Origin of the sequence: Herbidospora daliensis, from assembly GCF_001570585.1 — a bacterium.
GTDB lineage: Bacteria > Actinomycetota > Actinomycetes > Streptosporangiales > Streptosporangiaceae > Herbidospora > Herbidospora daliensis.
Genome location: NZ_BBXF01000005.1, coordinates 120,665 through 139,894 on the forward strand (window position 1 = coordinate 120,665; position 19,230 = coordinate 139,894).

At 73.5% G+C, this 19,230-nt stretch carries 10 protein-coding genes; 5 read left to right on the forward strand and 5 right to left on the reverse strand.

All coding sequences use genetic code 11. The annotated features are described in order from the left end of the window. Positions 1-45 precede the first annotated feature (45 nt). Positions 46-720, forward strand: coding sequence for an SPFH domain-containing protein (locus AW274_RS23780; protein WP_062436428.1), 675 nt, complete (start codon positions 46-48; stop codon positions 718-720). Between the two features lie 177 nt (positions 721-897). Beyond that, a complete protein-coding gene (locus AW274_RS40520) occupies positions 898-1,698 on the forward strand; it encodes a PepSY domain-containing protein (RefSeq protein ID WP_157520684.1) in 801 nt (266 codons plus the stop codon). Here AW274_RS40520 and AW274_RS23790 read toward each other — a convergent pair. From AW274_RS23790 to AW274_RS23800, 3 genes are read right to left on the reverse strand one after another with little or no spacing between them, the layout of a single operon-like run. Continuing rightward, positions 1,688-2,449, reverse strand: a complete 762-nt coding sequence (locus tag AW274_RS23790; protein ID WP_062436432.1) for a TIGR02452 family protein — start codon at positions 2,447-2,449, stop codon at positions 1,688-1,690. The two genes, AW274_RS40520 and AW274_RS23790, sit on opposite strands and share 11 nt — an antisense overlap. Positions 2,450-2,478: 29 nt before the next feature. After that, the gene (locus AW274_RS23795; RefSeq protein ID WP_062437876.1) at positions 2,479-3,336 is read right to left on the reverse strand and encodes a serine hydrolase; all 858 of its coding nucleotides are present in this window, start codon (positions 3,334-3,336) and stop codon (positions 2,479-2,481) included. 17 nt (positions 3,337-3,353) lie between these two features. Beyond that, positions 3,354-4,223 carry a LysR family transcriptional regulator gene (locus AW274_RS23800; RefSeq protein WP_062436434.1) on the reverse strand — a complete coding sequence of 290 codons (870 nt, stop codon included), beginning with the start codon at positions 4,221-4,223 and terminating at the stop codon, positions 3,354-3,356. Between the two features lie 83 nt (positions 4,224-4,306). On the opposite strand from AW274_RS23800, the gene bla reads away from it, so the two are divergent. Together bla and AW274_RS23810 are read left to right on the forward strand one after the other, a co-directional pair. After that, entirely contained in the window at positions 4,307-5,155 is an 849-nt protein-coding gene (gene bla / locus AW274_RS23805; RefSeq protein WP_062436436.1) for a class A beta-lactamase, read from the forward strand. Next, a complete protein-coding gene (locus AW274_RS23810) occupies positions 5,155-7,482 on the forward strand; it encodes a transglycosylase domain-containing protein (protein ID WP_083974731.1) in 2,328 nt (775 codons plus the stop codon). The genes bla and AW274_RS23810 overlap by 1 nt, the downstream gene beginning before the upstream one ends. Before the next feature lie 3 nt (positions 7,483-7,485). Here the strand turns inward: AW274_RS23810 and AW274_RS23815 are convergent, their stop codons facing one another. After that, complete coding sequence (locus AW274_RS23815) at positions 7,486-7,848, reverse strand: winged helix-turn-helix transcriptional regulator (RefSeq protein ID WP_232320313.1); 363 nt, start codon at positions 7,846-7,848, stop codon at positions 7,486-7,488. Positions 7,849-7,911: 63 nt separating this feature from the next. On the opposite strand from AW274_RS23815, the gene AW274_RS23820 reads away from it, so the two are divergent. After that, positions 7,912-8,493: an NAD(P)-dependent oxidoreductase gene (locus tag AW274_RS23820; RefSeq protein ID WP_062436439.1), complete on the forward strand. Its 582-nt coding sequence runs from the start codon at positions 7,912-7,914 to the stop codon at positions 8,491-8,493. Here the strand turns inward: AW274_RS23820 and AW274_RS23825 are convergent. Next, positions 8,490-19,202: a hybrid non-ribosomal peptide synthetase/type I polyketide synthase gene (locus AW274_RS23825; protein WP_062436441.1), complete on the reverse strand. Its 10,713-nt coding sequence runs from the start codon at positions 19,200-19,202 to the stop codon at positions 8,490-8,492. The two genes, AW274_RS23820 and AW274_RS23825, sit on opposite strands and share 4 nt — an antisense overlap. Positions 19,203-19,230: the final 28 nt, after the last annotated feature.

The following is a 19,230-nucleotide window of genomic DNA, read 5'->3' on the forward strand; positions in this document are numbered from 1 at the left end:
TACCTGTTCCCACTGATGTGTGTGAGTTCACGAAGGCGGGAGCACATGGGCCTCATCCGCAGCGAACTGATCGACATCGTCGAATGGAAAGGCGGTCGGCCGGGGGTCGTCGCCTGGCGGTATGACCGGCCGTTCGACGAGCTGAAGAACGGCAGCAAGCTGATCGTCCGGGAGTGGCAGGTCGCGTTGTTCGTCAGGGGCGGGCAGATCGTCCGGGAGTGTCATGCCGGGACGCAGACCCTGCGCACCGGCAACGCCCCCGTGACCAGCAGGTTGCGCGGGTTCCGGTACGGCTTCCGGTCCCCCGAGAAGGCCGAGGTGTACTTCGTCAGCACGCGCAGGTTCAGCGATCTCAAGTGGGGGACGCGGCGGCCCGTCCAGTTGCGGGATCCCGAGAACGGGCCGGTGCTGCTCGCGGCCCATGGGAGTTTCTCGTTCCGGGTGGCCGATCCGACCGCGTTCCTGAACCAGCTCGTCGCGGGGCAGCCGCTCGTCGAGGCCGGGCAGGTCGCCGAGGCGGTCAGGGGGCCGTTGTTGCGGCGGCTGACGAGCACCATCGCCGTCTGGTCGGGGCGGCGGGCGGTGCTCGACGTCCTGAACGACGCGGCGCTGGCCGACGAGGTGGCGGCCGCGGTCAGCCGGGATCTGGCCGAGACGGGGCTGGAGATCTGCGACATCGACATCGGGGGGCTGACCACGCCCCTGCCACCGTGGGGGTAGCGGGTGCACTGCGAGTTCTGTGGCGGCGTGACCGAGTACGTCCCTGGGGACGAGGGCATGCGCTGCCCGTACTGTCAGGATTTCCAGCCTCTCGTGGTGAGCGGGACGGCGGTGCGGCGGCCGGTGGAGACGTTGCGGGGGCGCTTGCCGGTGACCGTAACCGACGAGCATCGGGTGGTGTGTCCCCGGTGTGCGACCGCGTCCACGCCCGCGTTGTTGTCGTCGCGGTGCCCGGCGTGTGAGACGCCGATCGTCAGGGAGCTCGGGGGCGAGGTGCGGCCCGGGGCGGTGGTGCCGTTCGCGGTCGATCGGCGGCGCGCCTCGACGGCCCTCGACCGGTGGGCGGCCGCCCGGGTGTCGGACGCCGCCTCGATGCGGGCCACCTTCCTGCCCGCCTGGGTGTTCGACCTGGAGACCGTCACCCGGTACGCCGGACGGCGCGGCGACCACTACTACCAGGCCGAGACCGACGGCGACGGGCGCAGCCGCCAGGTGCGGCGGACCCGCTGGACCGCCGCGCGCGGCACGGTCGGGCGGCGGTTCGCCGACGTTCTGGTGCCGGGCGTACGCGACCTCGCGACGCGACGGCTGCCGGCGGCGACGGTGCCGTTCCGGGCCGAATACCTGTCGGGCGTGGAGACGCCGCGCTACACCGTCCCGCCCGACCAGGCGCTCGACCAGGCCAAGACCTCGGTGAAGCCGAAGGTCAGGGCGGCCTGCCTGGCCGACGTCGGCGGCGACGACGGGCGGCTGCACTCCGTCGTCACCACGTATGCCGCGATCGACGGGGATCTGGTCCTGCTGCCGTACTGGACCGGGACCTATCTGCTCGACGGCCGGACCTGGCGGTTCACCGTCGACGGCGCGACCGGGGAGGTTCGCGGGAAGCGGCCCTCCCGTGCGGCCGGGCTGACCGGGCCGCTCGTGGTGCTGCTGCTGGTCGTGCTGGCGGCCGTTCTGGTGCTGGTCAGCCGGTGAAGGCCGCCGCGAACGCGGCGAACGTCGGGGTGGCCGGGTGGCGGTCGAGCACGGCGAACCTGACGTGGTCGAAGGGCTGCGGACCGGCGAGCGCGGCGGCGAAGGCGGCGGCGACCGTCGCGGGGTCGTTGCCGAACACGCCGCAGCCCCACGCCCCGAGCACCAGCCGCCGGTGCCCGTGCGCGGCGGCGACGTCGAGCACCCGCGCGGCCCGCGCGGTCAGCAGCGCGGGCTGAGTCCGCCCCATCGCCCGCGCGTTGGGCGCGGCCGAGGTCAGGAACGCCACTTCGTAGGGCTCGTCGAGCAGGGTCCCCTGGTCGTCGCGGAACACCGGCACGCCGGGGGAGTAGATCACCCGGTCGCTGTAGCGCGGATCGCCCTGTTCGCGGTGGAAGCGGTAGAACGCGGGGGCGGCGGTCAGGCAGGCGTAGAGGGCCGAGGCGCGGGCCACGTCCTCCTCCTGCGCCTTCGCGCCGTTCAGGAAGCCGCCGCCGGGGTTCTTCGCCGAGGCGAAGACGAGGCAGGCCGGGTCGCCGCCGACCTCGCGGGCCCCCTGGAGCGTGGTCTGGTTGCGCACCTCGATCAGCGGCGTGCGATCGCCGTGCCGGTGCAAAGGCTCTTCGGGCAGGTGGAGGCGGGTCAGGGACGGGTCGGCGGCCACCTCGACCCAGCGGCCGGAAGGCCCCCGGTATCCGCCGTTCTCGACGATGTCCATGGTCTCGCGGGCGACGGCCCGCAGTCGGGTGCTCATTTGCCGCGATCGTGACAGGGCGACCGGCGTCAGCGCGACCGGATTTCATCCCGTAACGCCCGCGCCACCTGAGCCATCAGCGCCTCGGCCCCGGGTTGCCTGACCGCCGCGACGCGCGACTCGGTCAGCGCCGCCACCGCGTAGACCTGGCCGCCGGCGTGCTCCACCACGCCGACCTCGTGGCGCAGGTTGAGCATCGTGCCGGTCTTGGACGACCAGGTCGTCAGGTCGGAGGTGAAGTCGGGGGCCAGCCGCTGGCGGAGCACGTTGTCGCCCATCAGCTCGCGCACCCGCCCGGCCACCCAGGGGTCGATCTTCGACGGCCGCCACAACGCCGCCAGCAGGTCGACGAACGCGCGGGCCGACCCCGACGACCCCCGCGTCACGTCGAGCTCGGGGACCGGGTGGCCGCGTCCGGCGGTGGCGCCCTCGATGGCCAGCACGTGGGCCAGATGGCCGCCGAGCGCCTGCACCGGGCTGTCGGTCAGGTCGCGCAGCGTGTGGCGGACCGAGATGCCGCGCAGCCCATGGTCGTCGAGGTACGCGGCCACCATCGCGGGCGGGGTCAGCTCGAACAGGGCGTCGCCGGCCGTGTTGTCGCTGACCGTCATGGTCAGCAGGAGCAGGTCGTCGACGGCGATCTCGGCCGGGTGGCGGAACCGGCTGGTGCCGGTCGGGCCGGGCGAGTGGCGGGCGCCGGGGCCGACCGTCAGCCGCATCGCGCCGTCGAGTTCGCCGCGCCTGACCCGGTCGAGGGTGGCCGCCGCCAGCGGGATCTTGACCAGCGACGCGGTGGTGTACTCGTCGTCGGGGTCGATGCCGATCTCCTCGCCGGTACGCAGGTCGCGCACCAGGAAGGAGCCGCGCAGGCCGCCCTCGTCGAGCATCCGGCGCAGGTTGCGGATCACGCGTCAACCCCCAGGCAGGCGGCCACCCGACGCCATCCCCGCACCCGCTCGGCGTCGTCCCCGATGGCGGAGGCCACAGCGTACCCGCGCGGCAGGCGCAGCTCGCCGACGGGCCGCCAGTCCAGCCCGAGCTCGGCGGCCTGGCGCGGCGAGCAGAGCAGCAGGTCGGCCGAGACCGTCACCTCGGCGGCGGCCGTCACCAGCGAGGGCGCGACCGCGACCTGGGAGGGCAGCAGGCCGGCGGCGTCCCTGATCCGGAACAGGCGGTCTCTGATGTGCGGTACGTCGTCCTCCGGCTGGATCCAGATCCTCGGTCTGCGGCCCGACCTGTCGGCGCGGGCGGGCCGGAGGCTCTCGACGTACACGACCGGACCCGGCGGACCCGCCACGCCGGCCAGGCCCAGGTCGACCACCCACGTCGCGCCGTCTTCCGGCGTGGCGACCAGCGCCGCGCGGACCTCGCGGGAGCGCGCCAGCTCGGCCCTGATCCCGGCGGCGGCGGCGACCACGTCGAGGTGCACGCCCTCCTGCCGGGCCTCCACGGTCAGCAGGGCCAGGTCGCGGACCGCGCAGATCTCCGGGACGGCCAGCCGCAGCGGCTTGAGCCGGGCCTGGCCCGCCTCCCACTCCATGTCGTCGGCGAGCCGCACCAGGCGCTGCGCCGACGGGAGCAGGTCGCGGCCGAAGTCGGTCAGCAGCGCGCCCCGCGCGGAGCGGTCGAAGAGCTTGGCGCCGAGGTGCTGTTCGAGCGCGGCGATGCGGCGGCTGGCCACGGGCTGGGGCACCTGGGAGGCGGCGGCGCCTTCGGTGAAGCTGCCGCGTTCGCTGACGTTGACGAACACTCTCCAGGCCGCGAGGAGGTCCACGACCAGGAATTATGTCATGAATGCATAATGTAGTCTTCAAGTGTCTTTGACGGTATTTACGCTGACAGAACAGACTCCTCGGCATGCTTTCCTTCGTGATGTCCCTCGCCCTGCTCTCCGGCGCGGTCACCGCGCCGCCGACCTCGGCGGTCGCGGATCTGCGCGCGCTGGAGACCTCGTTCAAAGGCCGCATCGGCCTGTACGCCATCGACACCGCCACCGGCAAGACGATCGCCTACCGCTCGGGCGAGCGTTTCCCGCTGGCCTCGACCTTCAAGGCGGTGCTCGCGGCGGCCGTGCTGGACAAGAAGCCCGACATCCTCGGCAAGCGGATCTCGATCAAGAAGAAGGACCTGGTGGACTACTCGCCGGAGGTCGAGAAGCACGTCGGGTCGTCCATGACCGTGGCCGCGCTCGCCCGCGCGGCCGTCACCAAGAGCGACAACGCCGCCGCGAACCTGCTGCTCAAGCAGGTCGGCGGCCCGAAGGGCCTGACCAGGTACTTCCGCGGCCTGGGCGACCACGTGTCGCGGCTCGACCGCACCGAGCCCGGCCTGAACCGCTGGAGCCCCAGGGAGCTCCGCGACACCACCACCCCGGCCGCCGTCGGCCGCGACCTGAGGGACCTCGCCGCGGGTGACGCCCTCGACGCGGGCGACCGCCGGATCTTCACCGGCTGGCTGGTCGCCAACGAGACCGGCGACAAGCGCATCCGGGCCGGGCTGCCCAAGAGCTGGCGGGTCGGCGACAAGACCGGGACGGGCGGCACCTACGGGACCGCCAACGACATCGCGATCATCTGGCCGAAGGGGTCGAAGAAGCCGATCATCATGGCGATCTACACCAACCGCACCGACAGGAACGCCGCCGCCGACGACTCCGTCGTCGCCAGGACCGCCACGATCGCGGCACGTGGCCTCGGGAAACTCTGATGCGCCTACGTAACATGCCCGGCCTGCTCGTCGCCGGGATCGCGGCCGGGGTGATCACCGCCGGGCTCGCGCTCCCGGCCGGGATCGCCCTCAGCGGCGTGGCCGAGACCATCGACCTCAGCCCGATGGAGCTGGCCGAACCGCCACTGGCCGAGAAGACCACGCTCCTGGACGCCGACGGCAGACGCATCGCCCAGTTCTACGACCAGTTCCGCGAGAACGTCACCGTCGACAAGGTAGCGCCCATCATGCGCACCGCGATCGTGGCGATCGAGGACGACCGCTTCTACCAGCACGGCGCCATCGACCTCGAAGGCACCATCCGCGCCCTGGCCGCCAACCTCAGCGCCGGCGGCGTCGCCCAGGGCGGCTCCAGCATCACCCAGCAGTACGTCAAGCAGGTCCTGCTCAACAGCGCCACCACCGAGGAGCAGAAGGAGGCCGCGCTCGCGCCCAGCTACGTCCGCAAGCTGAACGAGCTGCGCTACGCGCTGTCGGTCGAGGAGAAGTACAGCAAGGACCAGATCCTCGAGAAGTACCTGAACATCGCCTACTTCGGCGCGGGCGCGCACGGCATCCAGGCCGCGGCCAAACGCTTCTTCGGCGTCACGGCGGCCAAGCTGAACCTCGCCCAGTCGGCGACGCTGGCGGCGGCGGTCCGGCTGCCGACGTCCACCGACCCCGAGGGCGGCAAGAAGAACCGCGACGCGCTGGTCGCCCGCCGCAACGTCGTGCTCGACCGGATGGCCGAACTCGGCAAGATCACCCCCGCCGAGGCGGCCAAGGCGAAGAAGAGCAAGCTCGGCTACAAGGGCGTGCCGATCCCCGGCGGCTGCGAGACCAGCGACTACCGCTACTTCTGCCAGTACGTCGCCGCGGAGGTGCTGGCCGACAAACGCTTCGGCAAGACCCGGGCAGATCGCGAGCGCACCCTCAAGCAGGGCGGCATGACGATCCGCACCACCCTCAACCCGAAGATGCAGGACGCCGCCCAGAAGGGCATCGAGGCGTTCGTCGGACCCAAGGACGGCCCGGTGGCCGCCCAGGCGCTCGTCGAGCCCGGCAGCGGCGCGATCCGCGCGATGGCCGCCAGCCGCGACAACCTCGACTACAACGTGGTCGCCGACCGCGCCCACGGCGGGCTCGGCGGCGTCCAGGCGGGGTCGACGTTCAAGACGTTCACGCTGCTCACCGCGCTCGGCCAGGGCATGCGGCTGAGCGACGGGTTCACCGTCGGCGGGTCGTACACCGCGCCGTCGCCCTCGGCGTTCACCGACTGCGCCGGCAACGCCGTCGGCGACCCGAGCCACGCGGTCACCAACGACGAGGGCTCGCCCGGCTACACCACCCTCCAGACCGGGACGTGGGGTTCGGTCAACACGTTCTTCCTGACGCTGGAGGAGCGCGTCGGCCTGTGCGAGACGGTCAAGACGGCCAAGTCGCTCGGCATCAAGCGCGCCGACGGCAAGAAGCTCCAGGAGTACGAGACCTTCACGCTCGGCATCAACGAGATGGACCCGGTCACCGTCGCCAACGCCTACGCGGCGATCGGCGCGCGCGGCAAGTACTGCAAGCCCATGGCCATCACCGCGATCACCGACCGCAACGGCGAGAAGACCTCGTTCACGCCGGAGTGCAACCAGGCGATCGAGGCCGAGGTGGCCGACGCCGCCGCCGACATCCTGTCGGGCGTCTTCACCAAGGGCACCATGCGCAGCGTGGGCGGCATCGGCCGTCCGGCGGCCGGCAAGACCGGCACCAACGACAACCAGTCGAGCGCCTGGTTCGCCGGCTTCACCCCCGACCTGGCCGGCGCGGTCAGTCTCGCCGACCCGCGCGGCGCGATCACCCACAAGCTGAACAACGTGACGATCGGCGGCCGCTGGTACGGCTCGGTGTTCGGCGCGACCGTCCCGGGCCCGATCTGGAAGGCGACCATGACGGCCGCCCTGGAGGGGATCCCGGCGACGCCGTTCACGCCGATCGACCAGGCGCGGTTCGGCGTACAGGAACGCTTCGACCCGTGGGCGGACGACCCGTACGGCGAGCAGCCGTGGGACGACTACGGCCAGCGCCCGCCGGACGGCTGGGACCAGACCGACCCCGGCACCACCGACCCGAGCGACGACCGCCCGGGGCGCGGGGACCAGGGAGACCAGGATCAGGGGAACCAGGGTCCGGGCAACCAGGGTCCGGGCAACCAGGACCCGGGGCAGAACGACCCCGGACCGGGTGGCGGCGGGCCCGATGACCAGGGCCCGAACAATCCGGGCGGACCGAACCAGGGCGACCAGCCGGACACGTCGCCAGGGAACGGCCGGGGCTGACGCTCAGCCGACGTCGTAGGAGTCCCGGGCCGACAGCACCTTCGGGAGGTTGGCCCGGGACCACGCGCACATCGTGTCGAGCGGCTCGACCAGGGAGTGGCCGAGCGGCGAGAGTTCGTACACGACCTTCGGCGGGATGCCCGGATGGGCGGTCCGGGTCAGCAGCCCGTCGCGCTCCATCGAGCGCAGCGACTCGGTCAGCACCTTCGGCGTGATGCCGGTCAGCGGGACCTTCAGCTCGGAGTAGCGCCGGGGCCCGTCCTGGAGACAGCGGATGATCTTCGCGGTCCACTTGTCGCCGATCCGCACGGGCGAGGTGACGGGTGCGCACCCGGCGAACATGTCGGGGTCGAGAGGCTCTGCCACGTTCGGGAGGGTACGTGAGTATCGTTGCGGAAACCAAGGGTGCGCAGGTTAACGTCACGCCCCATGAGAATCGTGGTATTCGGAGCGGGCGGCCGAGCGGGCCGCCGGATCGTGACCGAGGCGCTCGCCCGCGGGCACGAGGTGACCGGCGTCTCCCACCGTCCGGGCGACTGGACGGTCGGCGACGTCACCGACCCGTCTACGGTGGCCGCCCTGGTCGGCGGGCACGACGCGGTCGTGATGGCGGCCGGCAGCCCTGAACCGGGCTTCTTCCCCCGGGCGGCCTCGGCTCTGGCCGGAACGGGGGTGACCCGGCTGGTGGCGATCGGCATCGGCACGACGCTGGAGACGCCGGAGGGCGTGCCGCTGTACGAGACGCCCGGCTTCCCCGAGGACGCGCGGGCCTTCACGATGGGGCACGTCGAGGAGCTCGGCGTGCTGCGGGAGTCGGCGCTCGACTGGGCGGTGCTCGCCCCGCCGCCCGTCTTCCTGGACGACGAGCCGCCGACCGGGCGGCACCGGGTCGGCGGCCTCACCGCGCCCGGCGACACGACGTTCGGCTACGCCGACCTGGCGGCGGCGGTGGTCGACGAGGTCGAACGGCCCACCGTGCACCGGGAACTGGCCGCCGTCACGGCCGTCTAGACCCATTCGCCCGCGAGGTGGAGCGGGGCGGCCTCCACTCCCGCTTCGGTCATCGCGCGCCGGCAGGCCAGGGCCGTGCCGGTGTCGACCAGGCCGTGGACGGGGTTCAGCCCCGGGATGAGGGACTCCAGGCGGCAGGAGGCGATGGTGCCGGGCAACCAGGGGGCGGGGACGTCCACTGTCAGCCGTCGTTCGATGCCCGGCATCGACAGCAGGCCGCCGCCGACGACGGTGACGTCGCGGCGGGCGCGGGCCTTCTGGACGTCGAAGCAGTGGGGGAAGGAGTCGTCGACGAGGATCGTGCCGGGCCGCAGCCGGTCGACGTCGATGACGAGGTCGTGGCCGCTGACGGCGGCGACGATCAGGTCGGCTTCGTAGACCTGGTCTGCGTCGCAGCTCTCGGCGTCTGGGTGGAGGTTTTCAAGCGGGGCCGCGTCGTCGCGCAGCAGCAGCCGTCTCGGGCGGCCGGCCACGGTCAGCATCAAGCCGAGGGCCGACCGGCCGATCGACCCGAGCCCGACGAAGGCGACGGTCAGGTCGCCGATCGGCCGTCCCGCCAGCGCCTTCTGAACGGTCAGGACCACCGAGACGGCCGTGGCGGCGTGACCGGTGGTGACGGGCACACCGGTCCGCCGCGCGACGTCGAAGCCGTAGCCGGTCAGCGAGGGGATCATCCCGGCGAGCGAGACGGTCCGCGCGCCCAGGGCGGCAGCGTGCTCGACGGCGTCGGCGGTCCGGGCCGCCAGGTCTGGCGTGTGGGTGAGCTCGTCGGCGAACAACGGCAGACAGACGAAGCCCGACCGCCCGAGCGGGGTGTCGAGTTCCTCGGCCAGCCGGGGGCGGCCGTGGGGGAAGAGCAGGGCGCGCACGTCTTCCCTGGTCATGGTGGCATTCGGGGCGAGCGCCCGAACATGCTCGAAGGGGGGCAGATAGCCGACCAGGGCGGCGTCCAGGGCCGCGGTCTCGGCACGCGGGGTCGGGATGGCTTCTTCGGCGCCAGGGCGCACCTGGCCGATCGATGCCAGGTCGCTGGCCGGCGTTGTGCTCCCGGCGTGCGAGAGTACTGGGCTCACAAGTGGCCGGCCGTCGGCGGGGGGTGGCAGTTCGGCCCTCAGGAGGCGTTCGAAACGGTCCGCTTCGGCCACGGCGGTTCGCAGCACCAGTCGGAGGTCGCCCTCCGGCGTGGGCCGTACCGACAAGAAGGTCTGCGCGCCCACGGGGGCGATCTCCCCGTCGAGGTCCCAGGTCAGCCGGAGGCTGCGGCCCTCCAGCGGCCCCAAGGCCGTGAAATCGAGGTAGGTGAAGAAGAACTGGGCCGCTCTGATGTCCCCGGTGTTCGCCGAGCGGGCGGCCGTCACCTCCTCGGCCACCGCCCGCAGGCTTCCGGCGGCGGGCCGGACCGGCACCGCGTGCGCATACGGGCCGAACACCAAATGGGCGTCGGGCGGCGCGTCGTCGCGGCCGGACACGGCGACGCCGAGCATCAGGTCGTCGTGGCCGGTGAACGCCGTGAGCGCCCGGTGGTAGGCGGCCAGCACCGCGACGAACAACGTCGTGCCCGCCTCGGCGGCGGCCCGCCGCGACTCCGTCGCGTCGACGGTGAAGGCCGTCGTGCGGTCCGGTCCCGGCGGAACCGCGGGCTTGAGGTACGCCTCCCGCTCATCCCCGGGCGGGCGCAGCCGGGCCACGTGGTCGCGGAAGGTGCTGCGCGGCGCGGGCGACTCGATCCCGTCGTAGGCGGCGAGCAGTTCGCGCCCCAGCAGCGCCGCGCTGTAGCCGTCGCCGATCAGATGGTGCGCGTGCACGACCAGCACGTGCTCCTCCGGATTCAAGGTCACGAGCCGGAGCCGGAGCAGCGGCCACGCCCACGGCTCGAAGACCCGGCCCCGTTCGGCGGCGATCGAGGCGGCCGGATCGGCGGCCTCTTCGAAGATCACGGGCAGGCGCAGGCTGCCGGGCAGCTCCTGCTGCACGTCGCCGGGGAACAGCGTGCGCAACATCCCGTGCCGCGCCACGCAGGCGTCGACCGCGTGCTGGAACCGCTCGCGGTCGACCCGCCCGTGCACGCGCAGCGTCGCCAGCCACGCCTGGTCCGACAGCAGGAACCCGCGTTGCGCGGGCGTCAGCGGGAACGGGCCGTCGGCGGCCGCGGGCACGAACGGCGCGGGGTCGGCCTCGTCGATCGCCCGGGACAGCGCTTCGAGGGTGCCGTGCTCGTAGACGACCGTCGGGCGCGGCAGGGTGCCGATGTGCTCGGCGAGCTGGGCGAACACGCGCAGGATCAGGATCGAGTCGCCGCCGAGGGCGAAGAAGTCGTCCTCCCGCGACACGCGCGGCACCTCCAGCAGGGAGCGCCACACCTCCGCGACCAGTTCCTCGGTCGGGGTCGCGGGCGGCGTGCCGTCGAGCTCGCGGCGATCGATCTTGCCCGTGGGGGTCTGCGGGAGCGCGGTCACGATCTCGATCCGGGCCGGGATCATGTACGAGGGCAGCGTCGCCCCCAGGTGCCGGCGCAGCGCGACGGGATCGGGGTCGCGGCCGGGCCGGGGCTCGACGAAGGCGGTCAGCCGTTCCCCGGTCAGCACCACGGCGGCCCGCGCGACCTCCGGATGCGTGTGGAACGCCGCCTCGACCTCCCCGGGCTCCACGCGGTGGCCGCGTACCTTGACCTGCGCGTCGAGCCGCCCGACGAAGACCAGGTCGCCATCGGCGTCGCGCCGCACCCGGTCGCCGCTGCGGTACCACCGCACGCCGTCGCGTTCGACGAACGCCGTGCCGGGGTCGTCAAGGTAACCGGGCGTGAGCCCGGCTCCGGCGATGAGGAGTTCGCCCGAATCGTCCACCTCGACGAACGTGCCCGCGATCGGCCGGCCGATCGGGATCGTGGTCACGTCGTCGGCGGGCCGTTCGTCGATGACGTGGCAGGTGGTGTTGACGGTCGACTCGGTCGGGCCGTAGAGGTTGGCGATGCGGGCGCCGGGGCCGTAGAGGTCGAACCAGCGGCGCACGTGCTCGGGCGGCAGCGCCTCGCCGCCGACGTGGATCCAGCGCAGCCGGTGCTCGACGGGCCCTTCGTCCAGCAGCCGCGCCCACAGGCTCGGCACCGAACTCCACACCGTGACGTCACGCAGCCGCCCCGCCAGCAGCGCGGGGTCGCGCACCTCCTCCCGCGTGAACGTCACCACGGTCGCGCCGACCAGCAGCGGAGCCAGCAGCTGCCGCACCGAGGCGTCGAAGCAGATCGACGCCGTCTGGGCCAGCCGGTCGCCCGCGTGGTAGCCGAACGTCGCCAGCGCCCAGTCGAGGTAGTTCTCCACCGACCGCCATGTGATGGGCACGCCCTTGGGCCGCCCGGTCGAACCGGAGGTGAAGATGACGTAGGCGGTCGCGTCGGCCGAGACGTCCGGAGCGTCATAGGACCCCTCGCCCGACACGTCGGTGACGACCGTCGTCACCCCGCAGCGGGCGAGCTGGTCGCGGCGGCGCGCCTCCGGATGGGCGGCGTCGAGCGGCACCCAGCCCGCCCCCGCGCGGACGATGCCGACCAGCCCGACGACGGTGTCGATCCCGGGTTCGGTCATCAACCCGATCAGGTCCCCGGCCCCGCGCAGCCGGTTGGCCAGCGCGGCCGACCGCCGGTCGAGCTCGCCGTAGGTCAGCCGGGCCGTCCCGGTGTCGACCGCGACCGCGTCGGGGGTGGCGCGGAACTGCGCCCGCAACCGCCCCGCCAGCCCCGGACTCTCCGCCACGGACAGCTCGGCCAGATGCTCGGCGGCCAGCCGGCCGACGGTCGCCCGGCGGAACGACCGCGACGGGAAGTTCCACGAGAACCGCAGCTCACCGCCCGACTCCCAGCACAACAGGCTCAACCGGGTCGCCGCCGAGGCGGTCCCGGCGGCGGTCGCGACGGCGTCCACCGGACAACCCGGATCGGTCGTGGCGGGAAAACGGGCGAAACTGAACGAGGCGGGGCTCGCCGTGCGCGGTCCGCCCGAAGCGGGCAGCAACCGGGCCAGATCGACGGAGGTCGGGGAGGCGTGGCGTTCGGCGTCCCGCCAGAGATCCCGCAACCGGGCCGCCAGTTCGGGCAGCGACTCGCCCGGCCGCACGTCGGCCACCAGCGGCAAGGTGTCGGCCAGCGGCCCGACGAGCCGCTCGACCCCCGCGAGGCGGATCTCGCGCCGGGCCCTGGCGACGTTCACCGCGACGCCGCCGCCCCCGCTCCAACGGGCGAGGCAGCGCACATAAGCGGCCAGCAGCAGATGGAACAGCGAGACGCCGTGCGCCGCCGCCATGGCTTTCAGCGCCGCCGACCGTTCCGGCGTGAGGGCGACCTGAAGGGCGTCGAGCGGCGGCCCGTCCGGGTCGCCGTCGTAGGGAAGGTGCAGGTCGGGGGCATTTTCCAGAACCCCGGTCCAGTACGCCAGATCGCCCGCGCCCGCCGGTCCGGAGGCGGCGGCGTATTCGGCGAAGGTCGTCGGCAGCGGCGGCAGGACCGGGGTGGTGCCGTGTGACAGGGCGGTGTAGACGGCCCAGAGCTCGTCACCGAGCACGTTCAGGCTGAAGCCGTCGGCGGCGAGGTGGCTGACGACGATGACCAGGTGGGTCTCGGCGGGGGTCCGGGCGACCACGGCGCGCAGCGGACCCTCGCGGGTGAGGTCGAAGGGGCGGTTGCGGAGGTCGCTTTCGAGGGCGTCGAGGTCGTCGGTGTCGCGCACCTCGAAGAAGAGCCGTCCCGCCGGTTCGGCCGACTGGGTGCCGTCGGCGTCGACCCGCAACCGCAACATCGGGTGCCGGTCGACGAGGAACTCCAGCGCCGCCCGCAGCCGGGCGGTGTCGAGGGGGCCGGTGATGGTCTGGCGGACATACCCATACGCCGAAATTTCGGGATAGAGGCGCTGCTGCGTCTGGAAGGCGACCTGCGTCGGCGTGAGCGGGAACGCCCCGCCGCCGTCGAGATGGGCCGACAACTCGCGCAGGGTGCGGAACTCGAAGAACAAGGTGACCGGCAGCGAACGGCCGAGCTCCTTCTCCAGACGTTTGACCAGGTCGACAGCGGTGAGCGAGTCAAGCCCGAGGCTGAGGAACGACTCGTCGTCCCCGAGGTCGTCCCGCTTGAGGGCGCTCCCGACCAGCCTCCTGATGACCGTCCGCACCTCACCGGAGGGCGGCCCAGAAGCCGGTTCCGGTACGGCGGCCAGATCGGCCACCACCACCTGCGCGCCCCCCGACCCGATCGCCGCGCGCAGCGCGGCCAACGCCGCCGAAGGCTCAAGCGCCCCCTGGGTGACCCCGGCACGAGCGGCCAGACCGACCTCCGCGAAAGCGGCGAAGTTCACCGAGATCCACGGCCCTTGCTCGGCCCGGCACAACGCGTCGAGGTAGGCGTTGGCAGCGGCGTAGCCACCGATGCCCCCGGCCAGCCCAGGCAGCACCGAGGACACCGACGAGAACGCGACACAAACGACCGGCGAGAGCCGATGCCGACGCAGCCCTTCGGCGAGCAGATGCCCGCCCCGGGTCTTGGCCGCCATACCCGCCACGACCTGCTCGGCCGACCTGCTCCGCAACGCACCGGGACTCACCTCCCCGGCGGCGTGGAACACCCCGTCGAGCCGGGGCAACCGCGCGAGCAACGCCTCGACATCGGCCTCCCGCGACACGTCGGCGGCGTGATACTCGACGGTCGCCCCCCGGGAGCGCAGGTCGGCAAGCAGCCCGGCAGGCGGCCGGGCCGACCGCCCGGCCAACACGATCGTGGGCCGCCCCCGGTCGGCAAGATCCCGCGCGAGCACGGCCCCGACCCCGCCCGCCCCGCCGGTGATCAGATAGACCCCATCGGGTGGCAGCTCCCGCCGGGCCGCGACGACGGCTTCCAGTTCCCGCTCCCACCGCCTGCCCCCGCGCCAGGCGATGACCCCGTAATCTCGGGCCGCGACCTCGTGCTCGACTGCGGCCACTCGCTGTTCGACGGGCTCGCGGGAGGTCAGGTCGGCGATCTCGTGCTCGACTGCGGCCACTCGCTGTTCGACGGGCTCGCGGGAGGTCAGGTCGGCGACCTCGTGCTCGACCGCAGGCACTCGCTGTTCGACGGGCTTGCGGGAGGTCAGGTCGGCGACCTCGTGCTCGACCGCTGCCATCCGCTGCTCCACGGGCTCTCGGGAGGCCAGGTCGGCGACTCTGATCTCGGTGCCCGTCTCCTGGGCGAGGGCCGCCGCAAGACCTTCGAGCACCGCCTGCTCGGGCCGGTCGACATGCACGTCCTGGGTGACGATGAGCAGCCGCTTCACGTCGAGCTTCAGCAGCGCCGACGTCAGGTCCCGGTGCATCGCGTCGAGCGCGTCGGCCGACTCCGCTCGCCGGGGCGCTCCCGCCACGAGGATCGTGACGTCGCCGCTGGTCAGGACGGTCGATCTGGGAGCGTCGAGCGCCTCCGCCAGCCCGCCGACCGTCACCCGCCGACCGTCGACCGGTCGTTCGTGCCAGACCAGTCGGTGCAGCAGCCGCGACGACGGCCAGTGGCGGCGGCGTTCGAACGGATACGTCGGCACCGCCACCCGGGTCCGGCCCCGGTCCATGGCCGTGCGGTCGATCGGGAGGCCGCGTTGCCAGAGTGCGCCGACCGTTTCCAGCAGGGCCCGCGCGCCGCCCTCGTGTCCGGCCGCCATCGTCGTCACCGGTGTGGCCGCCGCATCCGACACGGCTCGCACCGCGCCGCTGAGTGCAGGGGAAGGGCCGAGCTCCAGGAAGGTGTTGTAGCCCTCGGCGATCAGCCGGTCGATCGTGTCGGCGAAGCGCACCGGGCGGGCGGCGTGGTCGCGCAGGTAGGCCGGGTCGAACGACGGGTTCCATTCGGTGGTGACCGTGCTGATCAAGGGGATTTCCGGCGGACTGACGGTGAGTTTGGCCGCCGCCTCGGTCAGCGGGGCAAGTGCCGGTTCCATCAGCGGCGAGTGGAAGGCCCGCGCCACGTCGAGACGGCGGCCGCCCAACGGCTCGACCGCCGCCACGGAACCGGCTACCACGATCCGGCCAGGGGCGTTGACCGCTGCCACCGTCACCCCCGGCGGCAGGTCGGTGTCATCTGGGACGACCGCCATCGCCCCAGGAGGGCAGAGGTCGTGCATCAGGCGGCCGCGTTCGGCCGCGAACGTGACCGCGTCGGCGAGGCTGAGCCGGCCGGACACGCAGGCGGCGGCGAGTTCGCCCACGCTGTGGCCCGCCACGGCGTCCGGGGTCACGCCCCAGGCGCGCAGTTGGCGGGCGAGCGCGATTCCGTACACGACCAGGAGGGGCTGGGCCACGTCGGTGCGGACGATCTCGGCGGCGGGATCGGCGCACCAGTCCTTGAGGGTGCGTCCGCCGACCGGGCCCACCAGGTCGGATGCCTCGTCGACGACCTGGCGGAACACGGGGGCGTGCCGGTAGAGGTCGGGGCCGGAGCCCTGGGCGCCCTGGCCGGGGAGCAGCAGAACCAGGCGGGGGCGCGGGCCCGCCACCCGGGCTTCGGCGGTCGCCAGGCGGGCGGGCAGGTCTCCGTCGGCGACGACCGCCACTCGGTGGGGGCCGTCGTCGCGGGCCTGCGCGACCGATGCGCAGACGTCGGCCTCGTGGCCGGGGAGGAAGGCGGCCAGGTCGGCGGCCGCCCGGCGCAGCGCGTCGGCGCTCCATGCCGACAGCGTCAGAAGGGTGAGTCCCTCGTGGACGGTGGGTTCGATGGAAGAAGCGGGGGGTTCGGACAGGATGGCGTGGGCGTTGGTGCCGCCGAAGCCGAAGGCGTTGATCCCGGCGGTGCGGGGTGCCGGCCACTCGACCGGCTCCGAGGGGACGGTGAAGCCGTCGAGGCCGTCGGCGGGCGGGGTCGCGTGCAGCGACGGCGGCACTCTCCGGTGGTGCAGCGCCAGCACGACCTTGACCAGGCTCGGCATCGCCGCCGCGTTGAGCAGGTGCCCCACGTTGGTCTTGACCGAGCCGAGCAGGCGGGTGCCGGTGGGGAAGGCGTGTCGCAGCGACCGCAGTTCGATCGGGTCGCCGACCGGGGTGCCCGTCCCGTGGGCCTCGATGTACGTGACCTCGGCCGGGTCCACGCCCGCCTCCGCGTAGGCGCGGGTGATGACCTCGCGCTGGGTGAGCGGGTTGGGGGCGAGCAGGCTCAGCGACCGGCCGTCGTTGTTGACGGCGGTGCCCCTGACGACGGCCAGGACGGGGTCGCCGGCCCGTTCGGCGTCGTCGAGCCGGGCCAGCACCAGCGCCGCGCCGCCCTCGCCCGGGACGAAGCCGTCGGCCGCCGCGCCGAACGCGTGGCAGCGGCCCGACGGGGAGAGCGCCCGCGTCTTCCCGAGCGCGCGGTAGCCGGCGGGGGTGAGGGTGAGGTTGACGCCCGCCACCACCGCGAGGTCGCATTCGCCCTGCTGGAGGCTGCGGCGGGCCAGGTGGAGGGCGACCAGCGCCGACGAGCAGGCGGTGTCGACGGCCAGCGCCGGGCCCGTCAGGTCGAGGGTGTGGGCGACCCTCGCGGCGAGCAGATTGGGCAGGTTGCCGGTCAGCGCCTCGGCCGGGAGGCCCGCCGGGCCGTGGGCCGCTTCCAGGATCTCCCGGTAGCCGCTCTCCCCGGCCGCGGCGAACACGCCGATGCGGCGGCCGTGGCGGCGCGGGCCCGCGTAGCCCGCGCGTTCGAGCGCTTCGTGGGCGAGTTCGAGCAGCAGGCGGGCCTGGGGGTCGGTCGCGGCGGCCTCGTCGTCGGACAGGCCGAAGAAGCGGGCGTCGAACAGGGCCGGGTCGCCGAGGAAGCCGCCGTGGCCCGGGTGGTCGAAGCGGGTGATCGGGGTGACGGCGTCGTAGCCGGCTTCCAGCCGCTCCCAGAACCGCTCGGGGGTGTCGGCTCCGGGGAACCGGCAGGCCATCCCGGTGATCGCGACAGGCGATCCGCCGGCCCTCCCCATGAGCGGCCGGGCCGCGGCGGGCGGGGTCAGCAGGTGCGCCGCCAGGGCGGCGACCGTGTCGTGGTCGCGGACGTCGGAGGGCCGCAGCGTCACCCCGAAGCGGTCTTCGACGGCGGCCAGCACCTGCATCGCCGTGAGCGACGAACCGCCCAGCGCGGCGAACCGGTCGTGCGGCCCCACCTCGGCGACGCCGAGCACGTCGGCCCAGATCGCCGTGACGGCCGCCTCGACGTCACTGCGCGAGCGCGGGGCCGGGGTGAACTCCCCGGCCTCGAACCGGGCCCGCAGCACCGACCGCCGCAACTTTCCGCTGGTCGTGCGGGTGAACGCGGTCGACGGCACCGCGACCACCCGGACGTCGTCGTGCCCGCACGCCTCGGCGACCCGCCGCCGGACCTCGCCCACGACCTCGGCCGGCGCGGGGGCCCGCACGAACACCACGACCCGCTCGCCATCGAGGCCCGTCGTGCCGACGACCGCCGCCGGTCCCGTCGCCGCCCCGGCCGCGACCTCCTCCAGGTCGGCGGCGTGGAAGGTGGCGCCGTTGACGAACACGACGTCCTTGGCGCGGCCGGTCACGCACAACCGGCCTTCGTGCAGGAAGCCCAGGTCGCCGGTGTCGAGCCAGTCGCCGAACCGCGCGCCGCCGTGGTAGCCGCGGGCGACCTGCGGGCCCCGTACCTGGATGGGCCCGACCGGGTCGTCTCCGGCGACGCGCACCTCGCAGCCCGGCACGGGCACGCCGACGTCCATCAGCTCGACCGCGTGCGGGCCGGGGGTGGTGAGCTCGACCCGGCCCTCGGCCAGCGCCCGCCGGTCGAGCACCAGCGGTTCGGCCGTGGTGCCCGGCGGCGGCACGGTCACCGCGAGCGTCGCCTCGGCCAGGCCGTAGACGGGCTGCGGGACGTGGGGCGGCAAGCCGGTCTTGGCCAGGAACGCGCGCCAGACGCGCGGCGAGATCGGTTCGGCGCCGACCAGCATCAGCCGCACGCTCGACAGGTCGAGCCGGGCGATCACGTCGTCGGGCACCCGCCGCTCGACCAGCGCCAGCGCGAAGTTCGCCGCCGTCAGCACGGTCGCCCGGTGGCGCGCGGCCGTCTCCAGCCACAGGGCCGGGCGCTTGGCGAAGGCCAGCGGGCCCAGCTTGACCTGTTTGATGCGGGCCGCCAGCGGCGCGAGGTGGGTGCCGATGAGGCCCATGTCGTGGAAGTAGGGCATCCAGCTGACCGAGACGTCGTCGGCGGTGATCGCGGCGGCGGCCCGGATCTGGGCCAGGTTGGCCTCGACGGCGGCGTGGGTGAGCTCGACGCCCTTCGGGTCTCCGGTGCTGCCGGAGGAGAACTGGAGGAACGCCACGTCGTGCGGTGACCGTACCGGCAGATCCAAGGCCATTTCCCCGCGCAGCAGCGCGGCGGGGGAGAGCACCCGCGCCTCCGGGACCGGAGGCTCGCCGGCGACCATCGGCGGGCGGCCGAGGAGCTCCCACACCGGCCGCACCCGGCGCGGGTCGGGGGCCAGCGGGACCGGCACCAGCCCGGCGGCGACCAGCCCCCAGAAGAGCGGCTGGAACTCCTCGCTGCGCTCGGCGACCAGCGGGATCGGGGTGCCCGGCGCGAGGCCCTCGCGCAGCAGCGCGCCCGCGACCCGCAGCGCCTCGTCGCGGAGTTCCGCGTGGGTGACGACCCGTTCGCCGCCGTCGCCCCGCACGTGGACGACGACCTGGCCGGGCGCCTCGCCGGCCGCCCCCAGCAGTACGTCAAGCAGCATCGTTCGCCCCCGGCTCCGCGCGCATTCC